The organism is Shewanella sp. ENK2 (assembly GCF_043568515.1).
GTDB classification, from domain to species: Bacteria; Pseudomonadota; Gammaproteobacteria; order Enterobacterales; family Shewanellaceae; genus Shewanella; species Shewanella japonica.
In genome coordinates, this window is record NZ_CP171406.1 from 850808 (window position 1) to 876750 (window position 25943).

At 41.6% G+C, this 25943-nt stretch carries 15 protein-coding genes and 1 pseudogene; 10 read left to right on the forward strand and 6 right to left on the reverse strand.

Translation table 11 applies throughout. The annotated features are described in order from the left end of the window. Nucleotides 1-114: 114 nt before the first annotated feature. Nucleotides 115-1059 carry a LysR family transcriptional regulator gene (locus ACGEDC_RS03885; RefSeq protein ID WP_394496567.1) on the forward strand — a complete coding sequence of 315 codons (945 nt, stop codon included), beginning with the start codon at nucleotides 115-117 and terminating at the stop codon, nucleotides 1057-1059. Nucleotide 1060: 1 nt separating this feature from the next. Here ACGEDC_RS03885 and ACGEDC_RS03890 read toward each other — a convergent pair whose 3' ends face one another. Continuing rightward, nucleotides 1061-1957 carry a LysR family transcriptional regulator gene (locus ACGEDC_RS03890; RefSeq protein WP_394496569.1) on the reverse strand — a complete coding sequence of 299 codons (897 nt, stop codon included), beginning with the start codon at nucleotides 1955-1957 and terminating at the stop codon, nucleotides 1061-1063. A gap of 449 nt (nucleotides 1958-2406) precedes the next feature. On the opposite strand from ACGEDC_RS03890, the gene ACGEDC_RS03895 reads away from it, so the two are divergent. After that, a complete protein-coding gene (locus ACGEDC_RS03895; protein WP_394496571.1) occupies nucleotides 2407-7410 on the forward strand; it encodes a S8 family serine peptidase in 5004 nt (1667 codons plus the stop codon). Between the two features lie 146 nt (nucleotides 7411-7556). Here ACGEDC_RS03895 and ACGEDC_RS03900 read toward each other — a convergent pair whose 3' ends face one another. Beyond that, a complete protein-coding gene (locus tag ACGEDC_RS03900; protein WP_394496573.1) occupies nucleotides 7557-8552 on the reverse strand; it encodes a LysR family transcriptional regulator in 996 nt (331 codons plus the stop codon). A 463-nt stretch (nucleotides 8553-9015) separates the two neighbouring features. On the opposite strand from ACGEDC_RS03900, the gene ACGEDC_RS03905 reads away from it, so the two are divergent. Beyond that, the gene (locus ACGEDC_RS03905) at nucleotides 9016-13968 is read left to right on the forward strand and encodes a S8 family serine peptidase (RefSeq protein WP_394496575.1); all 4953 of its coding nucleotides are present in this window, start codon (nucleotides 9016-9018) and stop codon (nucleotides 13966-13968) included. Between the two features lie 121 nt (nucleotides 13969-14089). On the opposite strand, the gene rsuA is transcribed toward ACGEDC_RS03905, so the two are convergent. Beyond that, nucleotides 14090-14782, reverse strand: a complete 693-nt coding sequence (rsuA, locus tag ACGEDC_RS03910; RefSeq protein ID WP_394496577.1) for a 16S rRNA pseudouridine(516) synthase RsuA — start codon at nucleotides 14780-14782, stop codon at nucleotides 14090-14092. 307 nt (nucleotides 14783-15089) lie between these two features. On the opposite strand from rsuA, the gene ACGEDC_RS03915 reads away from it, so the two are divergent. From ACGEDC_RS03915 to ACGEDC_RS03930, 4 genes are all read left to right on the forward strand, one after another. Further along, complete coding sequence (locus ACGEDC_RS03915; protein ID WP_394496579.1) at nucleotides 15090-17162, forward strand: M13 family metallopeptidase; 2073 nt, start codon at nucleotides 15090-15092, stop codon at nucleotides 17160-17162. A gap of 286 nt (nucleotides 17163-17448) precedes the next feature. Next, on the forward strand, nucleotides 17449-18243 hold the full coding sequence (locus tag ACGEDC_RS03920) for a RelA/SpoT domain-containing protein (protein WP_394496581.1): 795 nt from the start codon (nucleotides 17449-17451) through the stop codon (nucleotides 18241-18243). 150 nt (nucleotides 18244-18393) lie between these two features. After that, entirely contained in the window at nucleotides 18394-18798 is a 405-nt protein-coding gene (locus tag ACGEDC_RS03925) for an SMI1/KNR4 family protein (protein ID WP_055026254.1), read from the forward strand. Between the two features lie 66 nt (nucleotides 18799-18864). Next, complete coding sequence (locus ACGEDC_RS03930) at nucleotides 18865-19365, forward strand: DUF4447 family protein (RefSeq protein WP_119968399.1); 501 nt, start codon at nucleotides 18865-18867, stop codon at nucleotides 19363-19365. A 67-nt stretch (nucleotides 19366-19432) separates the two neighbouring features. On the opposite strand, the gene ACGEDC_RS03935 is transcribed toward ACGEDC_RS03930, so the two are convergent. Continuing rightward, a complete protein-coding gene (locus ACGEDC_RS03935) occupies nucleotides 19433-20092 on the reverse strand; it encodes a glutathione S-transferase family protein (RefSeq protein WP_394496584.1) in 660 nt (219 codons plus the stop codon). A 545-nt stretch (nucleotides 20093-20637) separates the two neighbouring features. Between ACGEDC_RS03935 and ACGEDC_RS03940 the strand changes: the two genes are divergently transcribed. Together ACGEDC_RS03940 and ACGEDC_RS03945 are read left to right on the forward strand one after the other, a co-directional pair. Continuing rightward, the gene (locus tag ACGEDC_RS03940) at nucleotides 20638-21906 is read left to right on the forward strand and encodes an NRAMP family divalent metal transporter (protein WP_065108734.1); all 1269 of its coding nucleotides are present in this window, start codon (nucleotides 20638-20640) and stop codon (nucleotides 21904-21906) included. Between the two features lie 160 nt (nucleotides 21907-22066). Further along, nucleotides 22067-22530 (forward strand): annotated as a pseudogene (locus ACGEDC_RS03945) (DUF1456 family protein). Between the two features lie 60 nt (nucleotides 22531-22590). Here the strand turns inward: ACGEDC_RS03945 and ACGEDC_RS03950 are convergent. After that, nucleotides 22591-23178 carry a hypothetical protein gene (locus ACGEDC_RS03950; protein ID WP_394496587.1) on the reverse strand — a complete coding sequence of 196 codons (588 nt, stop codon included), beginning with the start codon at nucleotides 23176-23178 and terminating at the stop codon, nucleotides 22591-22593. 317 nt (nucleotides 23179-23495) lie between these two features. Here ACGEDC_RS03950 and ACGEDC_RS03955 point away from each other — a divergent pair, with 317 nt between their 5' ends. Then, nucleotides 23496-25184, forward strand: a complete 1689-nt coding sequence (locus ACGEDC_RS03955) for an NAD-dependent malic enzyme (protein WP_055026260.1) — start codon at nucleotides 23496-23498, stop codon at nucleotides 25182-25184. A 68-nt stretch (nucleotides 25185-25252) separates the two neighbouring features. Here ACGEDC_RS03955 and ACGEDC_RS03960 read toward each other — a convergent pair whose 3' ends face one another. Continuing rightward, on the reverse strand, nucleotides 25253-25936 hold the full coding sequence (locus tag ACGEDC_RS03960) for a Crp/Fnr family transcriptional regulator (RefSeq protein WP_055026261.1): 684 nt from the start codon (nucleotides 25934-25936) through the stop codon (nucleotides 25253-25255). Between the last annotated feature and the right edge of the window lie 7 nt (nucleotides 25937-25943).

Below are 25943 nucleotides of genomic sequence, written 5' to 3' on the forward strand. Positions count from 1 at the left end.
AGGGCTTTTTACTAGATTGCCTTAAAGGCTAGTTATCAAAAGGACAGCAGTTTCGACATTTTAGTTAATCCGCAATACACTATAAAAACCTCAGAGCAATTATCTTTAAATACAATGAATAAAACACCATTTGAAATGCTCGATCTTAATTTAATCACAGTTTTTTTCACCTTGTATGAAGAGCTTAATACCCATAAAGCCGCTGAACGACTCAATATGAGCCAACCTGCGGTAAGCCGTGCCTTACAAAAGCTCCGTGATGCTTTCAATGACCCTATCTTTGTTAAAACGAGACATGGCCTTAGTGCTACAGATAAAGCTCATTTTTTAGCTCAGCGCTTACCTAATACCTGGCAAGAGCTTTCCGACATTATTAATCATGTAGAACAGTTTGAAATGTCAGAATTAACAGGACGACTCAATGTCACCTTGCATCCAGCATTAATAGGGTTATTAAGTGATAAGTTGTTTTTAGCACTTCACAAGGTAGCACCAAAAGTCGAACTGATTGTGTCAGTTTGGAATAATGATACTGAAGAGGATTTATTAACCGGAAAGCAAGATATTGCAGTGACGATGCTTTCGCCGAAACTGTCTAAAGAAATGACGGTAAAATCAATGCCGAGTTTACATGCCCGAGTATATTTAAATAAACAGCACCCGCTTGCTAGCAGAACCATTGATGAACAAGCATTTGCAACCTACCCTCTGGCTGTTTTACATGTACCAGGCTGGAATGAGAACACCACTTACGTAGAAAGATATCTAGAACGATTAGAATTGACCCCCAAAATAGTCTATCGAAGTCCTCATCCTGATTCACTGTTAAACGTAGTCGCCCAAACTGAACTGTTACACGCTGCAGGCGCCCAATATCATGATGTGGATTCATCCCAGGTGTTAAGCAAACGCATCTACATAGAAAACAAGCCGGTCAAATTGAACAGCTACTTTTGCCACCATTACCGCCATCGAAACAAACCCTTATTTCAATGGGTATTTGACACTGTGAACCAAATAATCAGTCATCAACATCAAATAGAAAAAACCACTAAATAATCTACTGCGGATTAATAAAGTTAATGAACGCTGTAGCTGCAGGTGTGAGTCGGCGGCTTTTTAAATGAACAATGCTAAATGATGCTTGAATATCTGGCATATCCGCTAGCGATAATGCCACTAAACTACCCGCTTCAATCTCTTTTTTAACTGATACATCTGGCGCTAATGCCACTAAATCGCACTCAGATAATGACTCTTTAATGGCCTGAAACTGTTCAAACTTAACTAAGCCTGAAAAATCATTTCGATACTTTGAAAACAGATCGCCAAATTGATCATACAAGGGCTTAGGTAAAGCTGATGGAATCGCAATGGGATACTGTTTAAGCGTATCCAAAGATAACGAATGTTGTTGGGCCAATGGATGTTGTGAACGACAGCAAAAAATGGCCTGAAAGCTTGGCAATGGTATAACTTCAATATCTTCTCTGTGTTCCAACTCTGTCGCTTTGGTTTCTGCAATAAATAACGACACTTCAGCCTTGCATAGCTGCTGATATAGCGACAGCCAATTACCGACTTTTAGCTCCACATTCACATTTGGAAAAGTATTAACAAATTGGCCAATACTAGGTCCAACAATACTATTTAAAGGTATTGCACTGGCGCCGACAATTAACTCTCCGGTTTCTAATCCTTGAATTGCTTTAATTTCACGCTTTAAAAAATCCACATCTCGAATAATTCGACTGCCATGTTCAACAACGACTTCTCCAAATGGAGTCAATGTTACTGAACGTGATGTTCTTTCTAATAATTTTGCACCTAATAAGTCTTCCATCTTTTGAATACTTCTAGATAAAGAAGGCTGAGCCAAATTCAATTCAAGTGCAGCACGATGGAAATGTTTTAAATCAGCAACCACCAAAAAATGTTTTAAATGACGTAATTCCATAACAATCCCAAATATATAAAAACAAAACAAAAGCTAGATCAATAACAATCACGTCAACTTAACCAGAAATAACAAAGACATCAAACAAAGCTACAAAACAAAGAAAAACATTAATTAACCGAATATTAACTATAAAGTTAAACATAAATAAATAAATAAAACCAGCTTAACTACAAATAAATAAACTACTGAATATAAAGGGTTTTAACTCACATCAAATCGTATCAAAATGTATCATTTAATTTTGAGTTAATCGATTACTAATAGGTATCAAGTTAATTCATAAAGCGCATCAATAAATTATTTAGACCATTTTTAATTAATAGTTTTTTGCATTACCCCATGCTTAATTTCGCATTGGATTATCCGTTAACAATTTTGCAATATCTATTTAACTGCCAAATTTAATTGTTTGCGGTTAATAAAATAATAATTAATAGGGAAGCATCATGAAAATAAAAAAACTGACATTGATGACACTTGCTGCTATTTATGCAGGCGGTGTAGCTAATGTAGCTGCCGATATTAATCAGCAGTCTAAATTGAATACTGAGCCGCAAATACCTTCAACAATTAATATGATGGAGTTACACAAACAAAAACAATTAGCGGCTCAATCTAAAGCAGAGTCTGTGTCAACGCCTCTGCGCCAAAGACAATCAGCAAATATTCATTACCAATCTAAGTCAGCCACACAAAAGATTAATTTAGAACAAGGACTGAGCGGCGAACACACTTACATAGTAAGAATGAATGACAAGCCAATTGCGACTTATGATGGCACTATTCCAGGACTGCAATCCACTAAACAAGCGTTACAGCGAAAACGCAGCAACCTCAATAGTTTCAACGCCCAGCCACAGCATCAACAAGCCATTGATGGCTATAAAACTCACTTGCTTAATAAGCAACAACAAGTCATCGCAACAGCAGGTGTTCAAGCCGAAAAACAATTTACCACTGCCATTAATGCTTTCACGGTGAAAATGACTCAGCAGCAGGCCATGCGCTTAGCTGAACAGTCTGAAGTTGCTTTTATTCAACGTTCAACAAAACTGCAGCTACATACAGATATAGGGCCTGAACATGTTGGCGCAAGCGGAATATGGGATGGAACTGCAACCTCAAATGGAGTGAAATACCAAGGTGAAGGCATGGTAGTGGGTATCATTGATACTGGCGTTAATACCGATCACCCTTCTTTTGCTGCTGTGGGCGGTGACGGTTATGCTCATACTAACCCGCTAGGCAGTGGTAACTATTTAGGCGGTTGTGCTGAAGCCGAGTTTGCAGATAAATGTAATGACAAACTCATTGGGGTTTACACCCATGAAAACATCACTGGCACTTATCCGAGTGACATGCAGTTTGGTGAAGATTATGAAGGCCACGGTAGCCACGTAGCCAGCACAGTTGCGGGTAATATTTTATATGATGTAGATGTAGTCACCACAGAACTTGGCGGTGGTGCGGGTAACCCTATTGGTGTCACCATGCCAATGATTTCAGGTGTTGCGCCCCATGCCAATATAATTTCATACCAAGTATGTGATTCTGATGGTTGTCCTGGTGATGCGATTTTATTTGGTATCGAGCAAGCAATTCTTGATGGTGTTGATGCAATCAACATGTCCATTGGTGGCGGTGAAAGCTTCCCTTGGAACGATGCCTTTGAAATGGCATTCTTATCAGCTCGTGAAGCAGGTATCGCTGTCGCACTTTCAGCGGGTAACTCTGGCGCAGCCTATGGCGAAGATAGCCTATACACGGTAGATCATACCTCGCCATGGGTGCTCAATGTCGCGGCAACAACTCATGCTCGCTCAATCAATATCCATGATAAAGCACTTAATAACCTTATGGGTGGCGACAGTAATTTAGCGCCTCAACAGCTTGATGGCGCTGGTATCTCAGGGGAGTTCAGCGGTGACTTTGTTATCGCTGCCGACTTTGGCGATGCCCGTTGTAATAGCCCATTTACACCGGATACCTTCCAAGCAACCGACATTGTTATTTGTGAACGCGGCGATATTGCCCGCGTCGAAAAAGCGATGAATGTACAAGCCGGTGGCGCAGGTGGTTTTGTTCTTTATAACACTTGGGATGAAGGTGATGATGTCGTTGACGATGCTTACGTTATCCCAGGTATTCATTTAACAGCAAACCAGTATTTTGGTAGCTGGAACGTAACCGGTTTACAGCCTTGGCTTATGTCTGCCAATGGCGAAACTTTATCAGGCACTATCACAGCGTCACGGGCTACACGTGATATCAATCCAGATGATGCAGATTGGTTAGCTTCATTTTCATCACGTGGTCCATCAAGCACAGTTGATGAGTTATTCTCACCCGGCATTGCTGCGCCAGGGGTAAATATTTTTGCCGCTTGGAATGACGAAAGCCCATTTAACCCTCAAGGTGATACCCGAGATTACAACACGATTAGTGGGACATCGATGGCCTCACCACATGTGGCAGGAATGATGACACTTATTCGTCAGGCCAACCCTGATTGGACTGCCAGCCAAATTCAATCGGCATTACAAATGACGGCTGATAGTATGGCGATTAAAACCCCTCACCCTATGTCAGGGGAAACAAAAGTTGCAGGTGTTTACCGTGCAGGTCATGGTTTAGCGAATGTTGAGCGCGCTATTAATGCGGGTCTGTTAATGGATGAAACTGCTGATAACTTCCGCCGTGCTAATCCACAAAATGGTGGTCTAGTTCGTGATTTGAATTTACCGCAGCTAATCAATAATGATTGTGGTCGAACTTGCACTTGGCTACGTACTGTCACAGCGACCAAAGACGGGACTTGGCGTGTTGAGGTTAATCAAGCTCAGGAAGGTCCTATGTACTGGGACTATTCATTAGATCCTAGTGCAAAAGTAACTGTCACTCCGGCGGAGTTTAGTTTGAAAAAAGGTGAATCAATTACCTTAACCGTTAACGGCTCTTTCGAAGAATCTGACATGGCTTGGTACGATGGCACCGTGGCAGAAACCCATGGTGAAATCCAATTTATCGCTACCGATGAAACCATTCCAACGTCACATTGGCCATTCTCTGCTAAGTTTACTGGCACAACTCTGCCAAATACCATCAATGTCAAAGCCCATGATGATATGGCATCTCATACTATCGAGGATGTGCCATTTGGGGTCCCTGCGAGTTCACTTTCAGGTGTTGCCTATGCGCCTGTTGAAGCGATTGTTCATGAGTTTGATTTACCAAGACAGCAATTTAGCGATCAAATGGTCGATGAAAATGGTTTTTGGAATACCGAACTTGCCAATATCAAAACCTTCAACGTAACGGTACCGCAGAATACCGCTGTTTTCAGAGCTGAATTAACCGACCGTATAAAGTCTTCTATGAATACGGCTTATGACGTGTTCGCTGATGCAGATATCATGATATTCCAAGACTATAACAACGACGGTCAACTTCATTACTCTGAGGCCATTTGTGGATCGCAGTTACCACAAACCACCATTGGCGAATTTTGCTCGCTGGAAAATCCACAGGCAGGTGAATACATCATCATGGTGCAAAATTATCTATTGTACCCATGGGAAAATGTCGATACTTATGAAATGTCTTATGCTTTGGTCGCCAAAGAACAAGCTAATGATATTAGTTTAACTTTCAGTGAGTCAGAGGAGCTAAATTCATCATTAAATATTGATTGGAATATGATGATGGAGCAAGGTAAAACCTATTACTCTGCGGCAGCTATTCAAGCTGGTACCAATGAGGAAGGGTCACTGGCTTTAGTTCCAATGACTATAAAACGTGGCGTGAACACAGTATCAATCAACAGCTCACAAGATGCTGCACGAGTGGGTGACATTATTGATGTCAGCTTAATTGTGCAGGCGAATCAAAGCGGCGCCGACCGTAATGTAGAGTTAACAGCTTTACTATCAGAAGGCCTAAGTATCGTACCTGATTCACTGGTGGGTTTAGCGGGCGTTACTGCAACTGACACTGGATTTACATTGGCCACAAGTCAATTAAATACTGCAGATAAAGCCACGAACTATATCGTCACAACTAATGAAACAGACCCTATGTGTCGTACCCCTTGGAATATTGACTATATCGATGGTACGCCAATTGATGGTAAGTATGTTGATCTCGCTAAGTTCGATATACAACCTTCTTGGGGCTCCATATATGAAGTGAATGAATGGGGCTGGGGTAACTGGACACATGAAGTCACTATTCCGACGATTTATAACGACATGAAGCCGTTTGATAATGAAGACTACTTTGTCACCGACCAAGTTGTCTTGAGTTCTCGAGGCTGGCTGCAACTGGATTACGTGCAATTCAATCCATGGGATATCATGCCGCAACAAGTACATTTAGAGTTACCCGCAACAGACTACTCTACTCCACCTGATTTTATTGTCGCGCCGTTATGGAATGCAGAACAAGACATCAACTGGAATCAGAAAACCACGCTAGCAATGTATGAACCTAGCTGGGATGCTGCATTACAAAAAGGTGTATCGATTGCTTACTATGAAGGCTACACCCTACTTGAGTGGGATAATGCAGCCACCCATGACTTTGGTTACGATGAAAACTGGAATCAAATCATTACTCCTCGTGATGATAGCTACGACTTCCAAGTCTTTATGCGTGAATACACTAGCCATAAAGCCGGTGAGTATGAATTCATCATGGCTTACAACAATGTTGATGTTGGCAGCCAAAGTGGTTCAGGATCAATTGGTGTACGTGGTTACAATGGCCCAAGAGCAGGTTTCTGGCCGCTCAATGGTCACCAAGGTGCATCGTTTGCCTACAATGATCTTAACGACAAATTACATGATGAATTAGTGGTTTGTTATAACATCGATGGCCCGCAGTCTAGCCGTGTTGAAGTGAGCTTCCAAGCTGAAGTGATTCAAGCTGCGCTTGGAGTGAATCAGTTAATTGATGTGACGGGTACGGTTGATGGTATTGCGGATGCAAGCACATCTCAAACGGTCACCGTTGCAGCTAATATTTCAATGCAGCCAATTAATGACCATATGGTTGATGAGAATGGCACACTAGAAGGCATTACTGTGCATTATGTTGATAACGATGGTGGTCAGTCTACCAACACAATTACAGTCACTGGCGATAACTTTACTGCCACAGTGAATGGTCATACATCGGGGTCTAGTTTTGATATCACGCCAGATCAAGACTTTTGGGGTGAAACTTTAGTGACCGTTTCGGTTGCTGATAATGTGTTCCCAACCGATATGACATCAACAAGCTTTATGCTAACCGTGAGTTCTGACGGGGTGGAACCAACGCCACCAGCAGCTGAAAATCCAATTGAACCTGAAGCGGAAGAACCAAAATCAAGTTCAGGTGGTAGCTTAGGTATATTAAGTTTACTAATGGTTGCAGGAATAGCTGCAAATCGTCGCCGTAAACTGCATTAATAGAACTTAGTGTTAAGTTAAGCCTATAAATCAAAGGCCTTCATTCGAAGGCTTTTCCTTTTGGGTAAGCTAAATCAATTGCTTGATATCAATGGCTGCTTTTTACCTGAAAAAATAGATACTCACTTATTAGCTTAATGACTCTTTTATACTGTTAACTCTGACACAGACGCTTCTGCTATAGAACGCTCTGATGCTGAACGCTCTGATGAAGACAGTTCTGGCGCTTCTAACTTCACCGTTTCAGCTCGATTAACTAAGAACTTAATGAAGCCTTCAGCAGCTTTAGAGTGCGATTTTTCTTTCAAAGATACCACACTAAAGCGGGCGTAAATCAGTGGCATAACGTAAGGAGACAACTCCACTAAAGCGCCCTTCTCTATTTGGCTTCTCACTGAGATCTCAGGTGTTAAAGCAATTAAGTCGCCGTTAATAATCGACTCTTTAATCGGATGGAATTGATCAAAACGGACCATTCCAGAGAAGTCTTCTCGTTGCTGCTTAAATAAATCTTCAAAGGCATCAGCAATCGATTTAGGTAAATGACGAGGAATAGCTAATGGATAATCTCTAAATGACGGCAAATATAAACGTGGAAGTTGAGTTAACGGATGCTCAGGTCTACAACAGAAAATAACTTTAAACGGCGGCAGCTCGGTAACTGTTAATAGCTCACTCTTCTCAAGTTCAGTGACTTTAGTTTCAGCAACAAAAAAATCAATATCACCATAAATCAGCTGTTGATAAAGCTCTTCCCAAGCAGCCACTTTGAGTTCGACACTAATGTCGGCAAACTCTCTTAAGAAGTGACCAACAATCGGCCCAACTAAACTGTTGGATGGTATTGGACTTGCGCCAATACGTAGCTCTTTTTCATCAAAGCCCTGAAACAAAGTGACTTCTTGTTCCATTTCTTCAAATTCTTTGAGAATTTTTTGACCATGTTTAAGTAACACTTGCCCTAGCGCCGTGACCGAAACCGATTTTGAGTCCCGATTTAGTAGCTGCCCACCTATCAGCATTTCGAGGCGTTGAATGCTTTTTGATAATGAAGGTTGGGTAATATTGAGTATTTCAGCCGCTTTGTTGAAATGTTTAACTTCTGCGAGCAACACAAAATGCTTAATATGCCTTAGCTCCATGTTTTAGCTTCTCCTGCATTGTTCGACCAACACCACTTCATCGATGCTTAATGCGTATTAATTTGATTGTTCCATGGGTAACACGACCTTAGCAAATGCAAATAAGTAATCAATCGCAAACAACGAATCAACCTGTGACTATTTGTATCACAAAGAACACTTTAACCCACAAAGAAACATCAATAACAAAAGTGTAACAACACCAAACCCAATAAAACCATCAAAAACTAACACCTAACAAAACAGCATGTTAAATGCAATTGTCACGATTAACACTAAATTAACAGGCGACAACTTGTATCAGATATTCCCTTTATGCATTCCTTGTGAGCATTTATGCATAGCTCAAAGACATTGGATGTGAATTGTTCTGAAAGATAAAAAGGTGGAGGCAGGATTTTGCTTGACCTGTTCAAACAACAATAATAGGGAAGATTTCAATGCAACTAAAAAAATAAGTCTAATGACGATAGCAGCAATATATGCTGCTGGAGCGGGCTCTGTTGCCGCTTCGGGTTCCCCAGAGCCCGAATTCCGAAGTATCGAAATTACTGATGCAATTATCAAATTCAATGAAGATCTCAACAATGGTAAGGACAGAGCAGGTAATAGCCTTAATCGTCCAAACAGTAATGGTAAAAATGTTCATCGAGCCATTGCCACTAATACCAATAGTAAAGTCCCATTTAAATATCAGGCAGGTCTACAAGGTGAGCATACCTATATTGTAGAGCTTAGCGACAAACCAGTGTCTCTTTATCGTGGTGGTAACGCGCAGTACGCTGCTACATCACCTTCAATGAGCACTGTTCCAGCCATGCTTAATGCTCGTGGCTATAATAAATTAAATCTACAAAGCAGTGCAGTTAAAAGCTACAGCCAATATTTGACTAGCAAACAAGATCAAGTTTTATCACAAATTTCAGGTAACGTTGGTGGACAGCTCGACGTTAAAAATCGTTATACCTTAGCCTTTAACGGCATGGCATTACGTATGACTCAAGCACAAGCTGCAAACGTTGCCGAATTACCGGGTGTAAGAAACGTTAGTATTGAAAAGCAATATGAACTTCATACTGATAATGGCCCAGAACACATTGGTGCTGATGGATTATGGACTGGTTCAGCTGCTGATGATAAATACAAAGGTGAAGGCATCGTCATTGGTGTTTTAGATACTGGTATTAATTCTGACCACCCTTCTTTTGCTGCAACTGCTGGTGATGGTTATGTTCATACTATGCCTGCTCGCTATGATGGTTACCTTGGCGATTGTGAAAAAGCAGAATTTGCAGACATGTGTAACGATAAACTGATCGGTGTTCGTTCTTACGAAAGCATTACCGACAGTTATATGGACCCATTATTCCAGCCAGATGAACCTTCTTGGAATATTACTAACCCTAAACGTCCTCAGAATGGTGAGGATTATAATGGTCATGGTTCTCATACAGCATCTACCTCAGCAGGTAACGAATTATTTAATGTAAATCATGTAGTCGGTGCGCCTGGCGAAACAGGTGACGGAGTCCCAACAGGGCTAGAATTTGCCAAAGTATCTGGTGTCGCTCCACGCGCTAATATCATTATGTATCAAGTGTGTTTTCCTGGTGATGGAAGCTTTGGCGATGGCTATGGTGGTTGTCCAGGCTCGGCACTACTTGCAGGTATTGAAGACGCTGTTGCTGATGGCGTAGATGTTATTAACTATTCTATTGGTACTACTTACGGCTCTTTCCCATGGGATGACCCTATGGAACTAGGCTTTTTAGCGGCTCGTGAAGCAGGTATATCTGTATCGGCTTCTGCTGGTAACTCATACGACCCTGTCTATGCTAGCCAAGCCCGAGGCGCTATTGATCACTTCTCTCCTTGGTTAACTTCAGTTGCAGCAACCACTCATAGTCGTGAAATTGCAGTTGAAGGAAAAGCATTAACTGACGCTACAGGCGGTGAGCAAGACCTAGAACTTGTCGGTGGTGGTATCACTGGTGCTTATACTGGCCCTGTTGTAGAAGCTAAAGCATATGGTAGCGAGTTCGAAAAATGTAACGAACCCTTCCCTGCTGATTTCTTCTCAGTAGACCCTGATGGTAACCCTTACTCTGTAGCTCCCATTGTTGTTTGTAAACGTGGCGATATTCCAAGAGTCACTAAAGCCACTAATATTGAAGCTGGTGGTGCTGGCGGATTAATTTTATGGAACTCTGGCTACTCAGAAACAACTGCCAATGATCCGTTCTCAATTCCAGGTATTCATATTGACTACAACAGCTATTACGGCAGTTATGACAACGGATACTACGGTCTACAGGATTGGTTAAGTAGTGGCGCTGATCATATGATCACCATTACTGCATCTGAAGTTGTCAGTAAAGAACGTACACCTGATTACGTTGCAGACTTCTCTTCACGTGGACCAAACTTTGAAGCGCCTGATGTTATGTCACCAAGCTTAGCAGCCCCTGGAGTTGATGTTTACGCAGCTTGGGCTGATGACATGGCATTTAGCACTCAAGGTATGCCAGCAGATTGGGCTGCAATCAGTGGTACTTCAATGGCAGCACCTCATGTTGCTGGTGCGATGGCACTGTTGTCACAAGCACACCCAGATTGGACTCCAGCTCAAATTCAATCAGCATTAATGATGACAGCATCGATTGATAACGTAACCCGCGCTCGTGATGCTTCTCCATACGACCCTGTTCCAGCGGGTTATAGCGATGCAGGTAGCGGGGTAATTAATGTCTCTCGCGCTAATAATGCCAGTTTATTAATGGATGAAACTGCAGAGAATTACCGCGCAGCGAACCCTAGTAATGGTGGTAATATTCATACCCTTAACTTGCCTTATTTCTATCAAGATAACTGTGCAGGAACTTGTAGTTGGATGCGTACGGTCACCGCGACTGAAGACGGTACTTGGACTGTTGATGCAGAAGCGATGGAAATTGATGGCGCACCAATGCTGGAGTTAGAAGTATCGCCTAAATCCTTTAGTCTTAAAGCTGGCGAAAGCCAAGCAATTAGCCTGAAAGCTAAAGTACTTGAAGTTGAAGCGATTGGTGCAGATTCTTCTTCATTACAGTTAACAGGCTCGGTTAAGTTAACACCAACGGATACCAGTGTACCAATGCAACACCTACCCGTAGGCGTTCGCTACACTGGAGATAATTTACCGTCTGAAGTTTCTGGTATTATCCACCGCACACAAGGCCACACTTTAACACCTATGCTAAATACGGCCGAAATTCAGTCATTAAACTCTAAAGTGTTTGGCTTAACAAAAGGTGAGAAATTTACCTTTAACTTACCGCTTGCTAACGCTCGACTATATTCTGACGGCCTAACCGTTGAAGAAATTGAAGCTGATGGCGGCGCGAAAGTGACATTCTTCGATGTACCAGAAGGCACTAAGCGTGTGGTATGGGAAGTGTTATCTGCACCTAAGCATGCTTATACTTCAATCGACCTTGGTATGGACATCAATAATGATGGCGAAATCCAATGGTTAGATGAAGCAATTTGTTATTCTTATACTGATAATGGTGATTTCTGTGCCATCAATAATCCTACTCCTGGTCGCTATTGGGCAATTGCGGCGAACTGGAAATATGATTATGAAGATCCTAAGAATCAAGCTGATGAATTTATTGTCAGTTTAGGTGTTGTCACTGAAAATGATGATGCAAACCTTACCGTTGAAGGTCCTGCAACTACTGATGGTTTAACACCGTACCAATTAACCCTTAACTATAACCTGCCAGATGTGATGGAAGGTGAAACATATTATGGGGTTGTTGGATTAGGTAGCGATGACTATAACGATACAAACCTAGGTGACTTTGCGGTTAAGTTACAGCACATGGGTACTGATACGGTTATTGAGACATCTCAAACAGCAGCAAAAGTCGGTGATGTGGTTGATTTTGTCGTAGAACTTGCCCCTAACTTACTTGGCGCTGAACGTGAATTCACCATGACAGCTAACCTTTCAGAAGGTATGCAGCTAATTGAAGATTCTGTGGTTGTCGGTGGTGTAGGTAATTATGAAGAAGGGTTATTAGTTGAAGGAAATAACATTTCAATTAATTCAGCTCAACCATCATCAAGTGATATGCAGCGTCATTATGTGTTTACCACAAACCTAGATGATGCAATGTGTAAAGTGCCTTATGGTGATGATGAAACCTTCTACGATTTACCGATGCAAGGTTATCAAGACTTAGGTATTTCAGGTCTGTCTAATCAGGTATTCTACATACCAATGGCTGAAAGCGGTCTGCCGCATATTCCGCTTTACGCTAACCCAGAAGTGTTCGCTCAGAATGTACTTGGTATTTCACCATTTGGTTATATTCAATTAGATTCTAACCCTGAATTCTGGAACTTTAACCAACCATTTACCGATCAATTCCAAACCTTCCCTGACACTATTATCGCTCCGTTATGGCGTGGTGACGTGTCAATGCCGCAAGGAACAGTTGATTGGGAAACCTTCCGCTACAAAAACGTAGTTTACGGTATCACAACACCTGATCATTACATCTTCCAGTGGGATGGTGGTGAAGAGTGGAATAGCTTCTTAGTGGGTAATAGCAATCCAGATCCAGATGCTAAGTTCAACATTCAAACGATTATTTCAACAGATATCAGCTTTGACCCTGGTACACCTGAAATGATCTTTGCATACCAAACCTTGAAATCTGCAAACGACCACTTTGGCTCAATCGGTCTTCATGGTTACTGGGGTGAGCGTGGCGCATTTGGTCCATCATTTGGTTATTTAAATGACGGGTTTGCTTATAACGATGTAGACGAGAAAGTCAGTGAAGGTACTGTCGTTTGTGCTGATTATCGCGGTCCAGAGCAAACAGCTGTTTCATTGAAATTCTCAGCTCGCGTATCTGCTACATCAATAGGTTCTGACAACATGCTTGCCGTTGAAACTCAGTATGCAGATTCTGAACTGGTATCTGTTTCTCAAACTATCTCTACGCCTAGCAACATTACTGTTGCGGCGATGGCTGATATGACGATGGAAGAGAACACGACTCTTGAAGGCCTAACTGTCATGTATAACGACGTGAAAGGTACTGTAAATGGCATGATGGTATCTGGTGAGAATATTACCGCTGAGGTAACTGGTGAAACGTTCTCAATCACTCCTGATGCTGATTGGCACGGTACTACTGAAGTCACAGTCACAGTTCATGATATGGCTTATCCATCAGATAGTGCTTCTACCAGCTTCATGCTAACAGTGAACTCTGACGGTGTTGACCCAGCGCCAGTTCCACCAGCAGCGGAAGAGGCTCCTGAAGAGTCGTCTTCTTCAGACGGTGGTAGCATGGGGATCTTAAGTCTGATTTTAGTTGGCTTACTAGGCGCTAGCCGCCGTCGTAAACTACACTAGTATAGCGTTCCAAAACTAGTGTTTGGGCCTTCTGTAAAGAAGGCCCTTTTTTATGCTTTGCTATTGAACATGAGGTAGAAATTAACTGATGTGTTTAAGACATTAGTAAAAGAGACAGGTTCTATTTAACTGATTTCACTTCTTCGTCAGTTAAGTAACGCCATTCACCTTCCAATAGATCATCTTCCATTTCGATGCTACCAACAGCTTCACGATGAAGGTTAACCACCTTATTACCAACCGCAGCAAACATGCGTTTTACTTGATGATATTTACCTTCACTGATTGTTAATCTAGCATGTGTTGCATCGATAATGTCTAGTACTGCAGGCTTTGTTAAGCCATCTTCACTGCGAAGCTGAACGCCTTCTTTAAAGATGTCCACTAGAGATTCATCTAAAGGTTCAGCCACTTCAACATAGTAACGTTTACCGCAATCTTTTTTAGGTGAAGTAATTTTATGAGACCAGAGTCCATCACTGGTGAACAGTACAAGGCCTGTGGTATCGACATCCAATCGTCCAGCAATATGCAAAGTCTCGACCTTTTCAATGTCCATCAAACTTAATACCGACTGATACTCTTCATCAATCGTTGAACAAATAGTATCGACTGGCTTGTTCATCATAATGTAGCGCTCGCCTATCACTTGAATTTGACGGCCTTCAATGCACACTTCAGTATCTTCAGCGACTTTATAACTGGCATCTTTCACCACCACACCATCACAGGTGACTTCCCCTGACTTTAATACTCGTTTCGCCAGTGAGCGAGTCAGCTCAGTACTTTCACAGATAAACTTATCTAAACGCATTATTACAACCAATTCTTTGTCTTAATTGCGCGCTATTATGAGCCGTCAGTGAATAAATGAACATCAAATATTCAGCCCTGTGGCTAAAACGGTAATTTTTAGTTACATATCTCCCTCTTAAAAGCTCACATTTTCTCAACAAAAACGACTTCCCCCTTGTTAAATGTCCTTTTCACCACTTAACATGGGTTTCACAACTATAAAGACTGATTTTCTATTTACACTTTTGCTATTTAAAAGAATAAATGAAAAATCAGCATCTAAAGCTCACTGAAGGGCTTATTAAAATAATGCAAAGGGAAACAACATGAAAAAGCTTGTTATTGGGGGTCTATGTGCCTCACTTATTGCTGGCCTGAGTGCTTGTAGTAATAATGAAGTGCAAACCACCGCTAAAACTGCCACTGCTGAAGCTGTTCAGACTGCGCTAACGTCTGGTATCGACTTCCAAAACATCGATAAGTCAGTTCGCCCACAAGATGATTTTTATGAATACGTTAATGGTGCTTGGTTAAAAACGGCTGAGATCCCAGGCGATCGTACCAACATTGGTGCCTTTTACGATTTACGTGAAAATGCCCGTGAAGATGTAAAAGCCATTATTGAAGAAGTCGCGGCAATGCCGACTCTCAAAGAAGGTACTGACGAGCAAAAAGTCGCTGATTTATACCGCGCCTTTATGGATGTTGAGACATTAAACAAATTGGGCGTCACCCCAATCCAAGCTGAGTTTGACAAAATTGCAGCGATTGATTCAAAAGCTGATTTAACTAACTTTTTTGCTTATAGCCAAGTTAATGGCTACGGCACACCGCTGGCTTTTTACATTAATGTTGATGCCAAAGACTCAACCCGCTACGCCACCCATATCTGGCAATATGGCCTTAGCCTTCCAGAAAAAGACTATTATTTTAACGAAGAAGAACGTTTCGTTAATATTCGAAAAGCTTTCGTTGAGCACATTGAGAAAATGTATAACTTAGCAGGCCTCGCTAACGGTAAAGCCGCTGCAGAGTCTATTTTAGCCCTTGAAACTGCCATTGCTGAAAAGCATTGGGATGTGGTTGAAAGTCGCGATAGCACTAAAACTTACAATAAAATGACAATAGCTGAGCTTGCAGAGCTGGCGCCGAACATTGATTGGAACCAATACCTGACAACTATGGGTGTTGCCGATCAAAAAGATATCATCATCAACCAGCCTAGTTACGTGAGTGGCTTGAGTGAAGTGATTGGTGAAACAGATTTAGACACTTTAAAAACTTACATGACGTGGAATGTATTAACCCACGCAGCAAGTAACTTGTCTGAAGAAATTGATGCAGAAAACTTTGATTTCTTCGCTAAGACATTAAACGGTCAAGAAGAGCAAGAGTCTCGCTGGAAACGTGGTGTGAACACGGTAAGTGGCACTTTAGGCGAAGTGGTTGGTAAAGTGTACGTTAAGCGTCATTTCACTTCTGCAGCAAAAGAGCGCATGAGCGTGCTAGTTGAAAACTTACGCAGCGCTTATGGTACTAGCATCGACTCGTTAGATTGGATGAGTGCTGACACTAAAGTGGCTGCAAAAGACAAACTTGCTAAGTTTAACCCTAAGATTGGTTACCCAGATGAGTGGAAAGATTACAGCAAACTGACGATTAAAGGTGATGACTTAGTGGGTAACGCTCAGCGTGCAAGCGTTGAAAGCCACAATAAAGATATCGCTAAACTTGGCGGCCCAATTGATAAAGGTGAGTGGCATATGACGCCACAAACAGTCAATGCTTATTACAACCCAACCATGAACGAAATTGTGTTCCCGGCAGCAATTTTGCAACCTCCGTTTTTCAACATGCAAGCAGATGATGCAGTTAACTATGGCGGCATCGGCGCAGTAATCGGCCATGAAATGGGCCATGGTTTTGATGACCAAGGCGCCAAGTTTGATGGTGAAGGTAACATGCGTGACTGGTGGACAGAATCTGACTTAGAGGCCTTTATCGCTAAAGGCAAAGCCTTGATAGCTCAGTATGATGGCTACCAAGTATTTGATGATTTACACGTTAATGGTGAGCTAACGCTTGGCGAGAATATCGGTGATTTATCCGGTGTCACTATTGCCTATAAAGCTTACAAAATGTCGCTAGATGGCAAAGAAGCACCGGTCATTGACGGTCTAACAGGTGATGAGCGTTTCTTCATGGGCTTTACTCAAATTTGGCGAGTAAAAATGAAAGAAGAAGCATTACGTAACCGTGTTGCGACAGATCCCCATTCACCAGGTCATTTCCGTGCATTAGGTGCACTGTCAAACATGCCTGAGTTTTACAGCACTTATGACGTAAAAGAAGGCGATAAAATGTATATCGAACCTGCTAAACGCGTCAAAATTTGGTAATGCTATAGAGCAATTGTTATTCATAAAGGAATAGCAGAGTATCTAAAGGGCATCTTATGGATGTCCTTTTCTTTTTCTAGAAAATAGAAATTAGACCCCTACGAAAATCCTCCTTCACACTATTTACATTGACTTTGTAAAGAAGCGTAAACCCTCCGAAACTCGGCAAAATATTCAGCATTGATTCAGCTTCAACCAGCTAAAGTAATCCCATATCTCAAAAGGGTTAGATGATTAACTCCGTTTACTGAATGCACTCAATGTTATCGAGTCTGTGGTATTGCAAATGAATAGAATTTTTCGAACTTTTTTTATCTTTTTATTATTACTAACAACCCGTAATGCTATTGCTGTAACGGTTGATACTAGCGCAGAAAAACCAATTTATGATGTTAGTCATGCTCTAGTCAATGATTTAGACAGTCTATTTAATTTAGCCAGCACAGCAGGTGCAGCCCCATTACAATATACCGATAACCTAGACCAACTGTATGAACGCGCACCGCTAGCACAAAATGAACTTAGCCGTTTATTAAACGACATTAGCCAAACTTGCCATACACAAGTGATAATCCCTGAGATAAAAACCTATCAACGTGCGCAGCAAAAGATTCAACGTAAATTTGAGGGTGATGCGAGTTATATTACCGATATTGCCAGAGCCACACTGGTTGCAGATGATGTCAGCACCCTGATGCGCAGTTATCACGCCCTTAACCAAAGCACTGAAGTTGTTCAGGTTAAAAACCGCTTTGCTGAGCCAAAAGCGTCTGGTTACCGCGACGTAAACCTGCTGGTTAAACTGCCAGAGTCTGAAATGATCGTAGAAGTGCAATTACACTTAGCTAAAATTGCAGACATCAAAAGTGGTCCAGAACATCAGGTATATCAGCAAACTCAACAAATTGAGGATATTGCTCAAGCCGAGCACCGTCCATTGAATGACTTCGAAATGATGCAAATTGTGCATTTACGTCAGTCATCTCACAAGCTTTACCACAAAGCATGGCTTAGCTATAAACGCCAAAGTCTTGCTCAATTTGACCCAACTCATATAGGAGACCAACCCCAAGCGGCTTAAGCCCACTATTTTCCAGTTTCAACGTTTGCCCCCTTCCTTTCGCACCTTACTTTAAGGTGCATTTTTTTGCGTTTTTGCCAGTGAGATAATTGGTTAACAGCGTTAATCAAGCTATACTCCCGCCATTATTGCCGATAACGGGAAAGACTGATGAATGACGTCATCGAAATGCTTCAAGAGTTAAGTGAAACGGTTCCTGTGCCACTTGAATTACCGACTTTCGAGCAACTGGTTGAAGTGGAAGAACAGATATTAATTTCACTACCAAATGATTTAAAAGAATACCTGCTTTTTGGCAGTGATGTGATTTATGGCGCCATTGAAATGGTTACAGCATCAGACCCTTACTCGCATACTTACTTACCAGAAGTCACGAGCTACGCATGGTCAGTCGGTATGCCAAGAGAATACATTGCTATCTGCCAGCAAGGGGATAACTTTTACTGTATCGACCAAGAAGCCAATATTCGTTTTTTCAAAAACGGACGTATGGCAGACATCATGTGGGAATCGTTATGGGATTGGATTCAAGACATCTGGCTTAAACGCAAATAGAGACTTGTTGGTGAATACTTTTCCCTTGCAAATTAAGACTGCAAAACAGATTAAATAGGAAATACCATGGCTAAATCAAACGCCCTAAACGCAATTGAAATGAAGTGCTTACGCTTATCATTGGGCTTGAACATTGAACAAATTGCTGAGCTAACTAAAACTACAGCAGATGCTGTCACTGCATGGGAAGCGGGTGAAGCCGATGCGCCTGAAGTTGCGCAAAAGAAGTTACTGGAAATCGAAGATACGATTGAAATGCAGGTCCTTAATACCACTGACGGTATTGAAGCTTTATTTAAAACTGAGCCTAAACGCCGTTTAGCGTTTGTGGTCTACCCAACACAAGCGATTTATACTCAGTATAATCCTGAGTTTTTAAGCTCACTGCCTTTCACAGAGCTTTATAATACTGCCGCTTGGCGCATCAAAAAAGAGTGCCAAATTGTACTTGAAGTAGAAGTGAGCCTCGTTCCGCTTGAGGTTGAAGCTTATAAAAGCTACCGCGCTGACAGCGGCATGAGTGAGTCTCGTGAAAGTCGAGCTAAATGGGCTGCAACGCAACTTTAGTCAGTCTGTGGCATGTAAAAAGGAAGCAATTGCTTCCTTTTTTGTTGTCATTTATTCATGTTAATCGCTACTCTTCTTGCGCAGCTTTAGCAATCTGTTCTGACTTTTCTAATGCTGATGTCATTGCAGGGCGCTGCTTCACTCTATCGCGATAAGCTGCAAGTTTTGGCGGAATCGTTTGCTCAAATACGGTTGCCCACAATAAAGTTTGCGTCAGTAAAATATCCGCAATGGTTAATTCATCCCCACAAACATAACCTGTCTCTGGCACCCATAATTCGGCAATGTTGGCGGCCTTATCAAATTCAAATTTGGCCACGGGGAGCATGGCATCTAATCGCTGCTCTTCTGGCAATGCAAAACGGTGTTTGCCCATGCTCCATAACGGCTGTTCTAACTCACAAATCACAAAGCTCACCCACCGATGGTGCAGTCCAGCTTGTTTACTGCCGAGTTCAGGTAAAAATTTACCCTTGCCATATTTTTCAGCAAGGTATTGCAAAATCGCAGCTGACTCAGTCATAACAAAGTCACCATCCGAAATAACGGGCATTTTGCCACTTGGATTAAGGCTTAAAAATGCTTCACTCCGATTATCACCTTTCGCAAAATTAAGGAATCTAAACTCCCATTCAACACCTAACTCTTCCAGTAACCATGATACTCTCAGCGCTCTACTTCGGGGCGTGCCATATAAAATGATGCCAGTGCTTACTTCTACGTTCATGTTTTATCTTCCTATGATGAGTTGTCGGTCCGCTTAACAAATGATTGAAAATCAGCTTTCATTAATAGTAAACAAAATAACAGTGCCAGATAGTCCACTTAAAGTAAAAGACGAGCCTGTGGCTCGTCTTACTATTTTCTAGTTTTAAGCTAGCATATGATCATTAAGTTAAAACTGAAATGCGTTAAAACTGATACGTCACTTTACCCTACCATAAAGCCCCAATGGCCGAATGAGTCGCCTGTTCGTATCCCATGAAATCAGCTGCACTAAACAACGTTTGTAATGACTTGTTCGACCTTAACCAAACTGAGCTAAACCACTACCATGTTTGTTTGCAATTATAGTTAAACTTTCCAGTAGACAATGCTTTATGATGCATTACTTCACTAGATACTAAACCCAATCGCGCCTCTCCATTTGTTGCGCAAGAGTTTCAAAACTATTTGTAAACACAATGTTACTTTTCCAATTAAGGAAAATATGACATAGTCGTAAGCTAATATTTATTAACGTTTTATTTCTATTAATTAAAAAGAAAAATCATGCCGAAAAATAAAACCATAACCGATAGCCAATTTTCTACATCGACATTATTGGCCAGTTTAGGCCCTGGAATATTAATGGCAGCAGCAGCAATCGGCGCGTCACACTTGGTTTCTTCTACTCGGGCTGGCGCAGAGTTTGGCTGGCAATTGGCATGGGTGGTTTTACTGGTTAATCTGCTTAAATACCCGTTTTTTGCTGCTGGCGCCCGCTATACCGCAGCGACAAACGAAAGCCTACTGCACGGCTATTTAAAACAAGGTCGTGGTTATTTATTGATGTTCACTTGCCTCAATACCATTGCAGCTATCGCCAGTACTGCAGGGGTGTGTATGTTAACCGCTGCCATGTTGACTCAATTTATTCCTTTACCCATCGATATCCTGGCATTTTTAGTTCTTATCAGTTCCCTTGCATTATTAATCCTTGGCCATTATCAACTCCTCGATAAATTAACCAAAGTCATTATGCTAGCACTAACTTTAACGACCTTAGTGGCAGTTGCACTGGCGTGGCAACACTATCAAGGCCCGATAGTCACAGAGCAAACGGTGAGCCCATGGCAATGGGCTTATGTTGGTTTTTTAGTGGCAATGATGGGTTGGATGCCTGCGCCAATTGAAGTCAGTGCGTGGAACTCCCTTTGGTTACTTGAAAAGAAAAAGACCCAAACTATTTCTAGTAAACAGGCTATATTTGACTTCAACTTAGGCTTTGTTGTCACTGCAATTTTAGCGATTATTTTCCTCGCATTAGGTGCGTTAGTCATGCATGGAAGCGGCGAAGTATTTTCAAGTTCAGGTGCTAAATTTGCCAGTCAGTTAGTGGATTTATATAGCGATGTCATGGGCGAAGAAACCCGATATTTAATTGGTTTAGTCGCTTTTTTATGTATTTTCAGTACCACTGTGACCGTTATTGATGGTTATAGTCGCACCTTAGATATTGGTTGGCAGCTGTTAAATAACAAGCAAGATTGTACTAAAAGATTAACCAGAGTCATGTTATTGGTGTCCTCATTGGGGCTAGTATTGATTTGGTTCTTCAAAGGGGCATTATTGCCTTTACTTGAATTTGTCATGACATTGGCATTTCTAACCACAGTCATTTTTGCTTGGTTAAATTTAAGGTTGATGACCAGTGAGACGCTTCCCGAGCAACACAGGTACGGTACAAAAATGAAAATACTCGCTGGGTTAGGCTTAGTCTATCTCGTTGGGTTTTCGTGCCTATTTATATATTGGAAACTCGCCATCCAGTCGTCGTGACCACAATAAATTTTTGTCTATAATGAATGATGTCAATCTCATTGCAGATAATCTGAACTATTTGGCCTTTTTCAGGTATAATCCGCGTCCGATTTTTATTTAACGACGAAATAACTAACTTTGCCGTTAAAAAACTGCGCAGCCGCGCCCAGAGACTTATATGATTAACAACGATATTATTCGCCGTCTACGTTTTGTATTTGATTATTCAAATGCCAAAATGATTAAGATTTTCGCTCAAGCCAATGTTGAATTCAGCACAGATGAAATAATTAGCTTATTAAAAAAGAAGCGGAAGAAGGCTACAAAGCCTGTAATGACAAGGTTATGTGTCAGTTCTTAGACGGACTAATTATCGAAAAGCGTGGTTTACGCCCTGGTAGTGAAGTTCCAGCACCAGTTAAAAACCTTACTAATAATTTAATTTTCAAAAAATTACGTATTGCACTAGAGCTTCGTGAAGATGATATTATTGAAATTTGTGGTTTAGCGGACTTTGTCATTGGCAAGTCAGAATTAGGGGCGTTATTCCGTAACCCTGACCACAAGAACTATAAGACATGCGGCGATCAGATCCTGCGTAATTTCTTACATGGCTTATCAATTAAACACCGTGGCGTGTAATCAAATTAGATAAACATTTACCTTAAAAGCACAGCATTGGCTGTGCTTTTTTGTGGCTTTTTACCTCTTGTTTAATGCCACTTCATCCCAATAAACAACTTGTTTAAATGCTTGAGCTAATAGCGTATTAAGTTGCTCAAAACTTCTCACTTCTGTTTCTTCACCGCTAATACATGACCAAACAAATCGATGACAGTTATTTGTAAATAAATCATAGTCCCGATATTGATAAATGGCTTGCTCTGCTCGAGCCAATGCTTTTGGCGCAACAAGGGGCTGATGTAAGTGGTTACACGCTTGAAAAATACAACTACCGGTTCGTCCTTGTAAAAAACGCTTAGCCGATATCACTCTAATCAAACCGCTTCCGTGCAATTCAACTAAATGGTCATCCCCCACCCAAATACCTGTATGCTCAATCACACCAAAGACGAAACAACATACAATAGCCCCAGGTGCGGCATCAACTTTGGCGTCACCTTTATGCCAAATACTAGGAGTTAACGGGCTCACTGACTTACCATTGGGCACTTTGGGCGCGCGCCCCATACGACGTTCATGCTGAATTGTTTTTCGCTGCTGGCGATCATCAGCCAGCATGATTGCACCAATAGCGGCAGTACCGAGCCAAATAAGAGGAAGCGCCATTCTCACCCCATCGAGTTACCATCATGTCTATACACAGCATGGCACTTAACGACCATAATGTCAGAACCAAAAATGTTACGACATTTTGCAATCTTAATACTGCTGAATATGCCTATGCTTCATTTAACAAACACTAAGATGACTCTGACGTCACTATTTTGCTGAAAAAAGTGTGAAATAGCTCACTTAACAGACCACAAAAAATCTTAGTTGTGTTAACCTTCATCGATAATTAAAAACGTCTATTTTTAGGCAGTCACAATTGGCTATTTATAGATAAAAATAACAGTCATTCGACACTGACAATAAGGTTTCCAATGGACGATAATAAACGCCCCCTCTATCTTCCTTTCGCAGGTCCAGCCATTCTTGAGTCTCCTTTGCTAAATAAAGGCACAGCCTTTAGTGAAGAAGAACGCATTTACTTTAACCTCGAAGGGCTTATTCCTTGGGTCATTGAAACCATTGAAGAACAAGCATCACGTGCTTACGAGCAATATAAAAGTTTTAGCAATGATTTGGATAAGCACATTTATTTGCGCAACATCCAAGACACTAACGAAACCTTATTCTATCGATTAGTTCGTAACCACATCAGTGAGATGATGCCTATCATCTACACCCCAACTGTGGGGCTCGCCTGTGAGCGTTTTTCAAAAAACTATCGTCGTAACCGTGGATTATTTATCTCATACGATAACAAAGATCGTATTGATGATATTCTCAATAATTCGACTCGCCATAAAGTAAAAGTCATTGTGGTAACAGATGGTGAGCGAATTTTAGGCTTGGGTGACCAAGGCATTGGCGGTATGGGGATCCCTATCGGTAAGTTGTCGCTGTATACCAGCTGTGGCGGTATTAGTCCGGCTTATTGTCTCGCAATCACATTAGATGTGGGCACAGATAATCCTAATTTATTAGATGATCCTATGTACATGGGGTCGCGTCATCCTCGTATTGGCGGCGAAGAATACGCCGACTTTATTGAAGAGTTTATGCAGGCGGTGAATCGTCGCTGGCCTGATGCACTGATCCAATTTGAGGATTTTGCGCAGAAAAATGCAATGCCGTTACTTGAGCGTTATAAAGACAGATTCTGTACTTTTAATGATGACATTCAAGGCACCGCTGCAGTTACCGTAGGCTCACTTCTCGCAGCATGTAAGGCAGCTGGAACCCAATTATGTCAACAGCGTGTTGCCTTTTTAGGGGCTGGCAGCGCAGGTTGCGGTATTGCCGAAGCCATCGTGGCGCAAATGGTGGCAGAAGGTATTTCTGACGAGCAAGCCCGTTCACAAGTATTTATGGTCGACCGTTGGGGCTTGCTATTAGATAACATGCCTACTCTATTAGATTTCCAGAAAAAACTGGCTCAAAAAACGGTGAATGTTCAGCAATGGGATGGATTTAGCGATCATATTTCATTATTGGATGTGGTTAATAACGCTAAACCAACTGTCTTGATTGGGGTTTCTGGCGCACCAGGTTTGTTCACTGAAGAAATCATTCGAGCAATGCACAGCCATTGCGAACGCCCAATTGTGTTCCCATTATCTAATCCAACAAGTCGTGTTGAAGCAACACCGAAAGACGTTTTGCATTGGACATCCGGTCAAGCACTCGTTGCCACAGGCAGTCCGTTTGAGCCTGTTGTCATCGAAGGTGAAACCTATGAGATTGCTCAATGTAATAATAGCTTTATTTTCCCAGGCATTGGCTTGGGCGTATTAGCCAGCGGAGCAACCCGGGTTTCAGATGAAATGCTTATGGCGTCAAGCCGTGCGCTTTCTGAATGCTCTCCTCTAGGTAAAAACGGCACAGGTTCATTACTCCCCGCCCTTGAAGACATTCAAGAGGTGAGTAAATACATTGCTTTTGCAGTTGCCAAAAAAGCCATTGAGCAAGAACTGGCGTTACCTTGCCCTGATGAGCTATTAACGCAGAAAATTGATAGTAATTTCTGGGAGCCTGAGTACCGTCGCTACCGACGCACTTCTTTCTAGTGCTGCAAATCAGCCACAAAAAAGCCTAGCTAAATTAGCTAGGCTTTTTTATATCTTCAATGGTAAATTTACATCACAACTCTGTCTTCTAAAGACTGAGCTAAGGCTGCATAATCATTGATATACAACTTACCTCGAACCAATTCAATTAACCCTTCTTGAGCCAATTTATTCAATACTTCATTGACTCTTGGTCGGCTAACGTTAGCGATTTCGCTAAGTTGTTGCTGGGTAATTTTAATTTCGATTCTAGGAAGATTAGTCGACTTCTTACTTCGTACTAATTCCAATAAAAAGAACGCAATACGCTCTTCAATTCCATAGAAAGACAAATGCATACCTTGAACAATTTTGGGGCTATTTGTACGCATAATACTGTACAAAAGTTTATAAACCTCATTGTTTCTTTTAGCCAACTCATTAAGTTCACTTTTTGGAAAAAACAAACTTTTGAGCGGCTCAAGCTCACAGGTGTATAAATTGATTTTGGGGTATATCTCAATAGCAACAGCACCCACCCACATTTGCTTACCAAAAATAAAGCTCGCTAATGGTCGGTTATCAATACTTGTCGTTGCAAATGTTCCTAATCCTTGAACACAATAATAAATACCGCGTTGTTGGTCACCGTCGATCAAAGTGGAATAACGATCAATTCCATCAATTTCGATAGCCAGATCCATGATTTCAGCTTTAGTGATTTCACTTAACTCACAAGGCCACTGGATCTGCTTAGTTGATAATAAAGACATTTACACT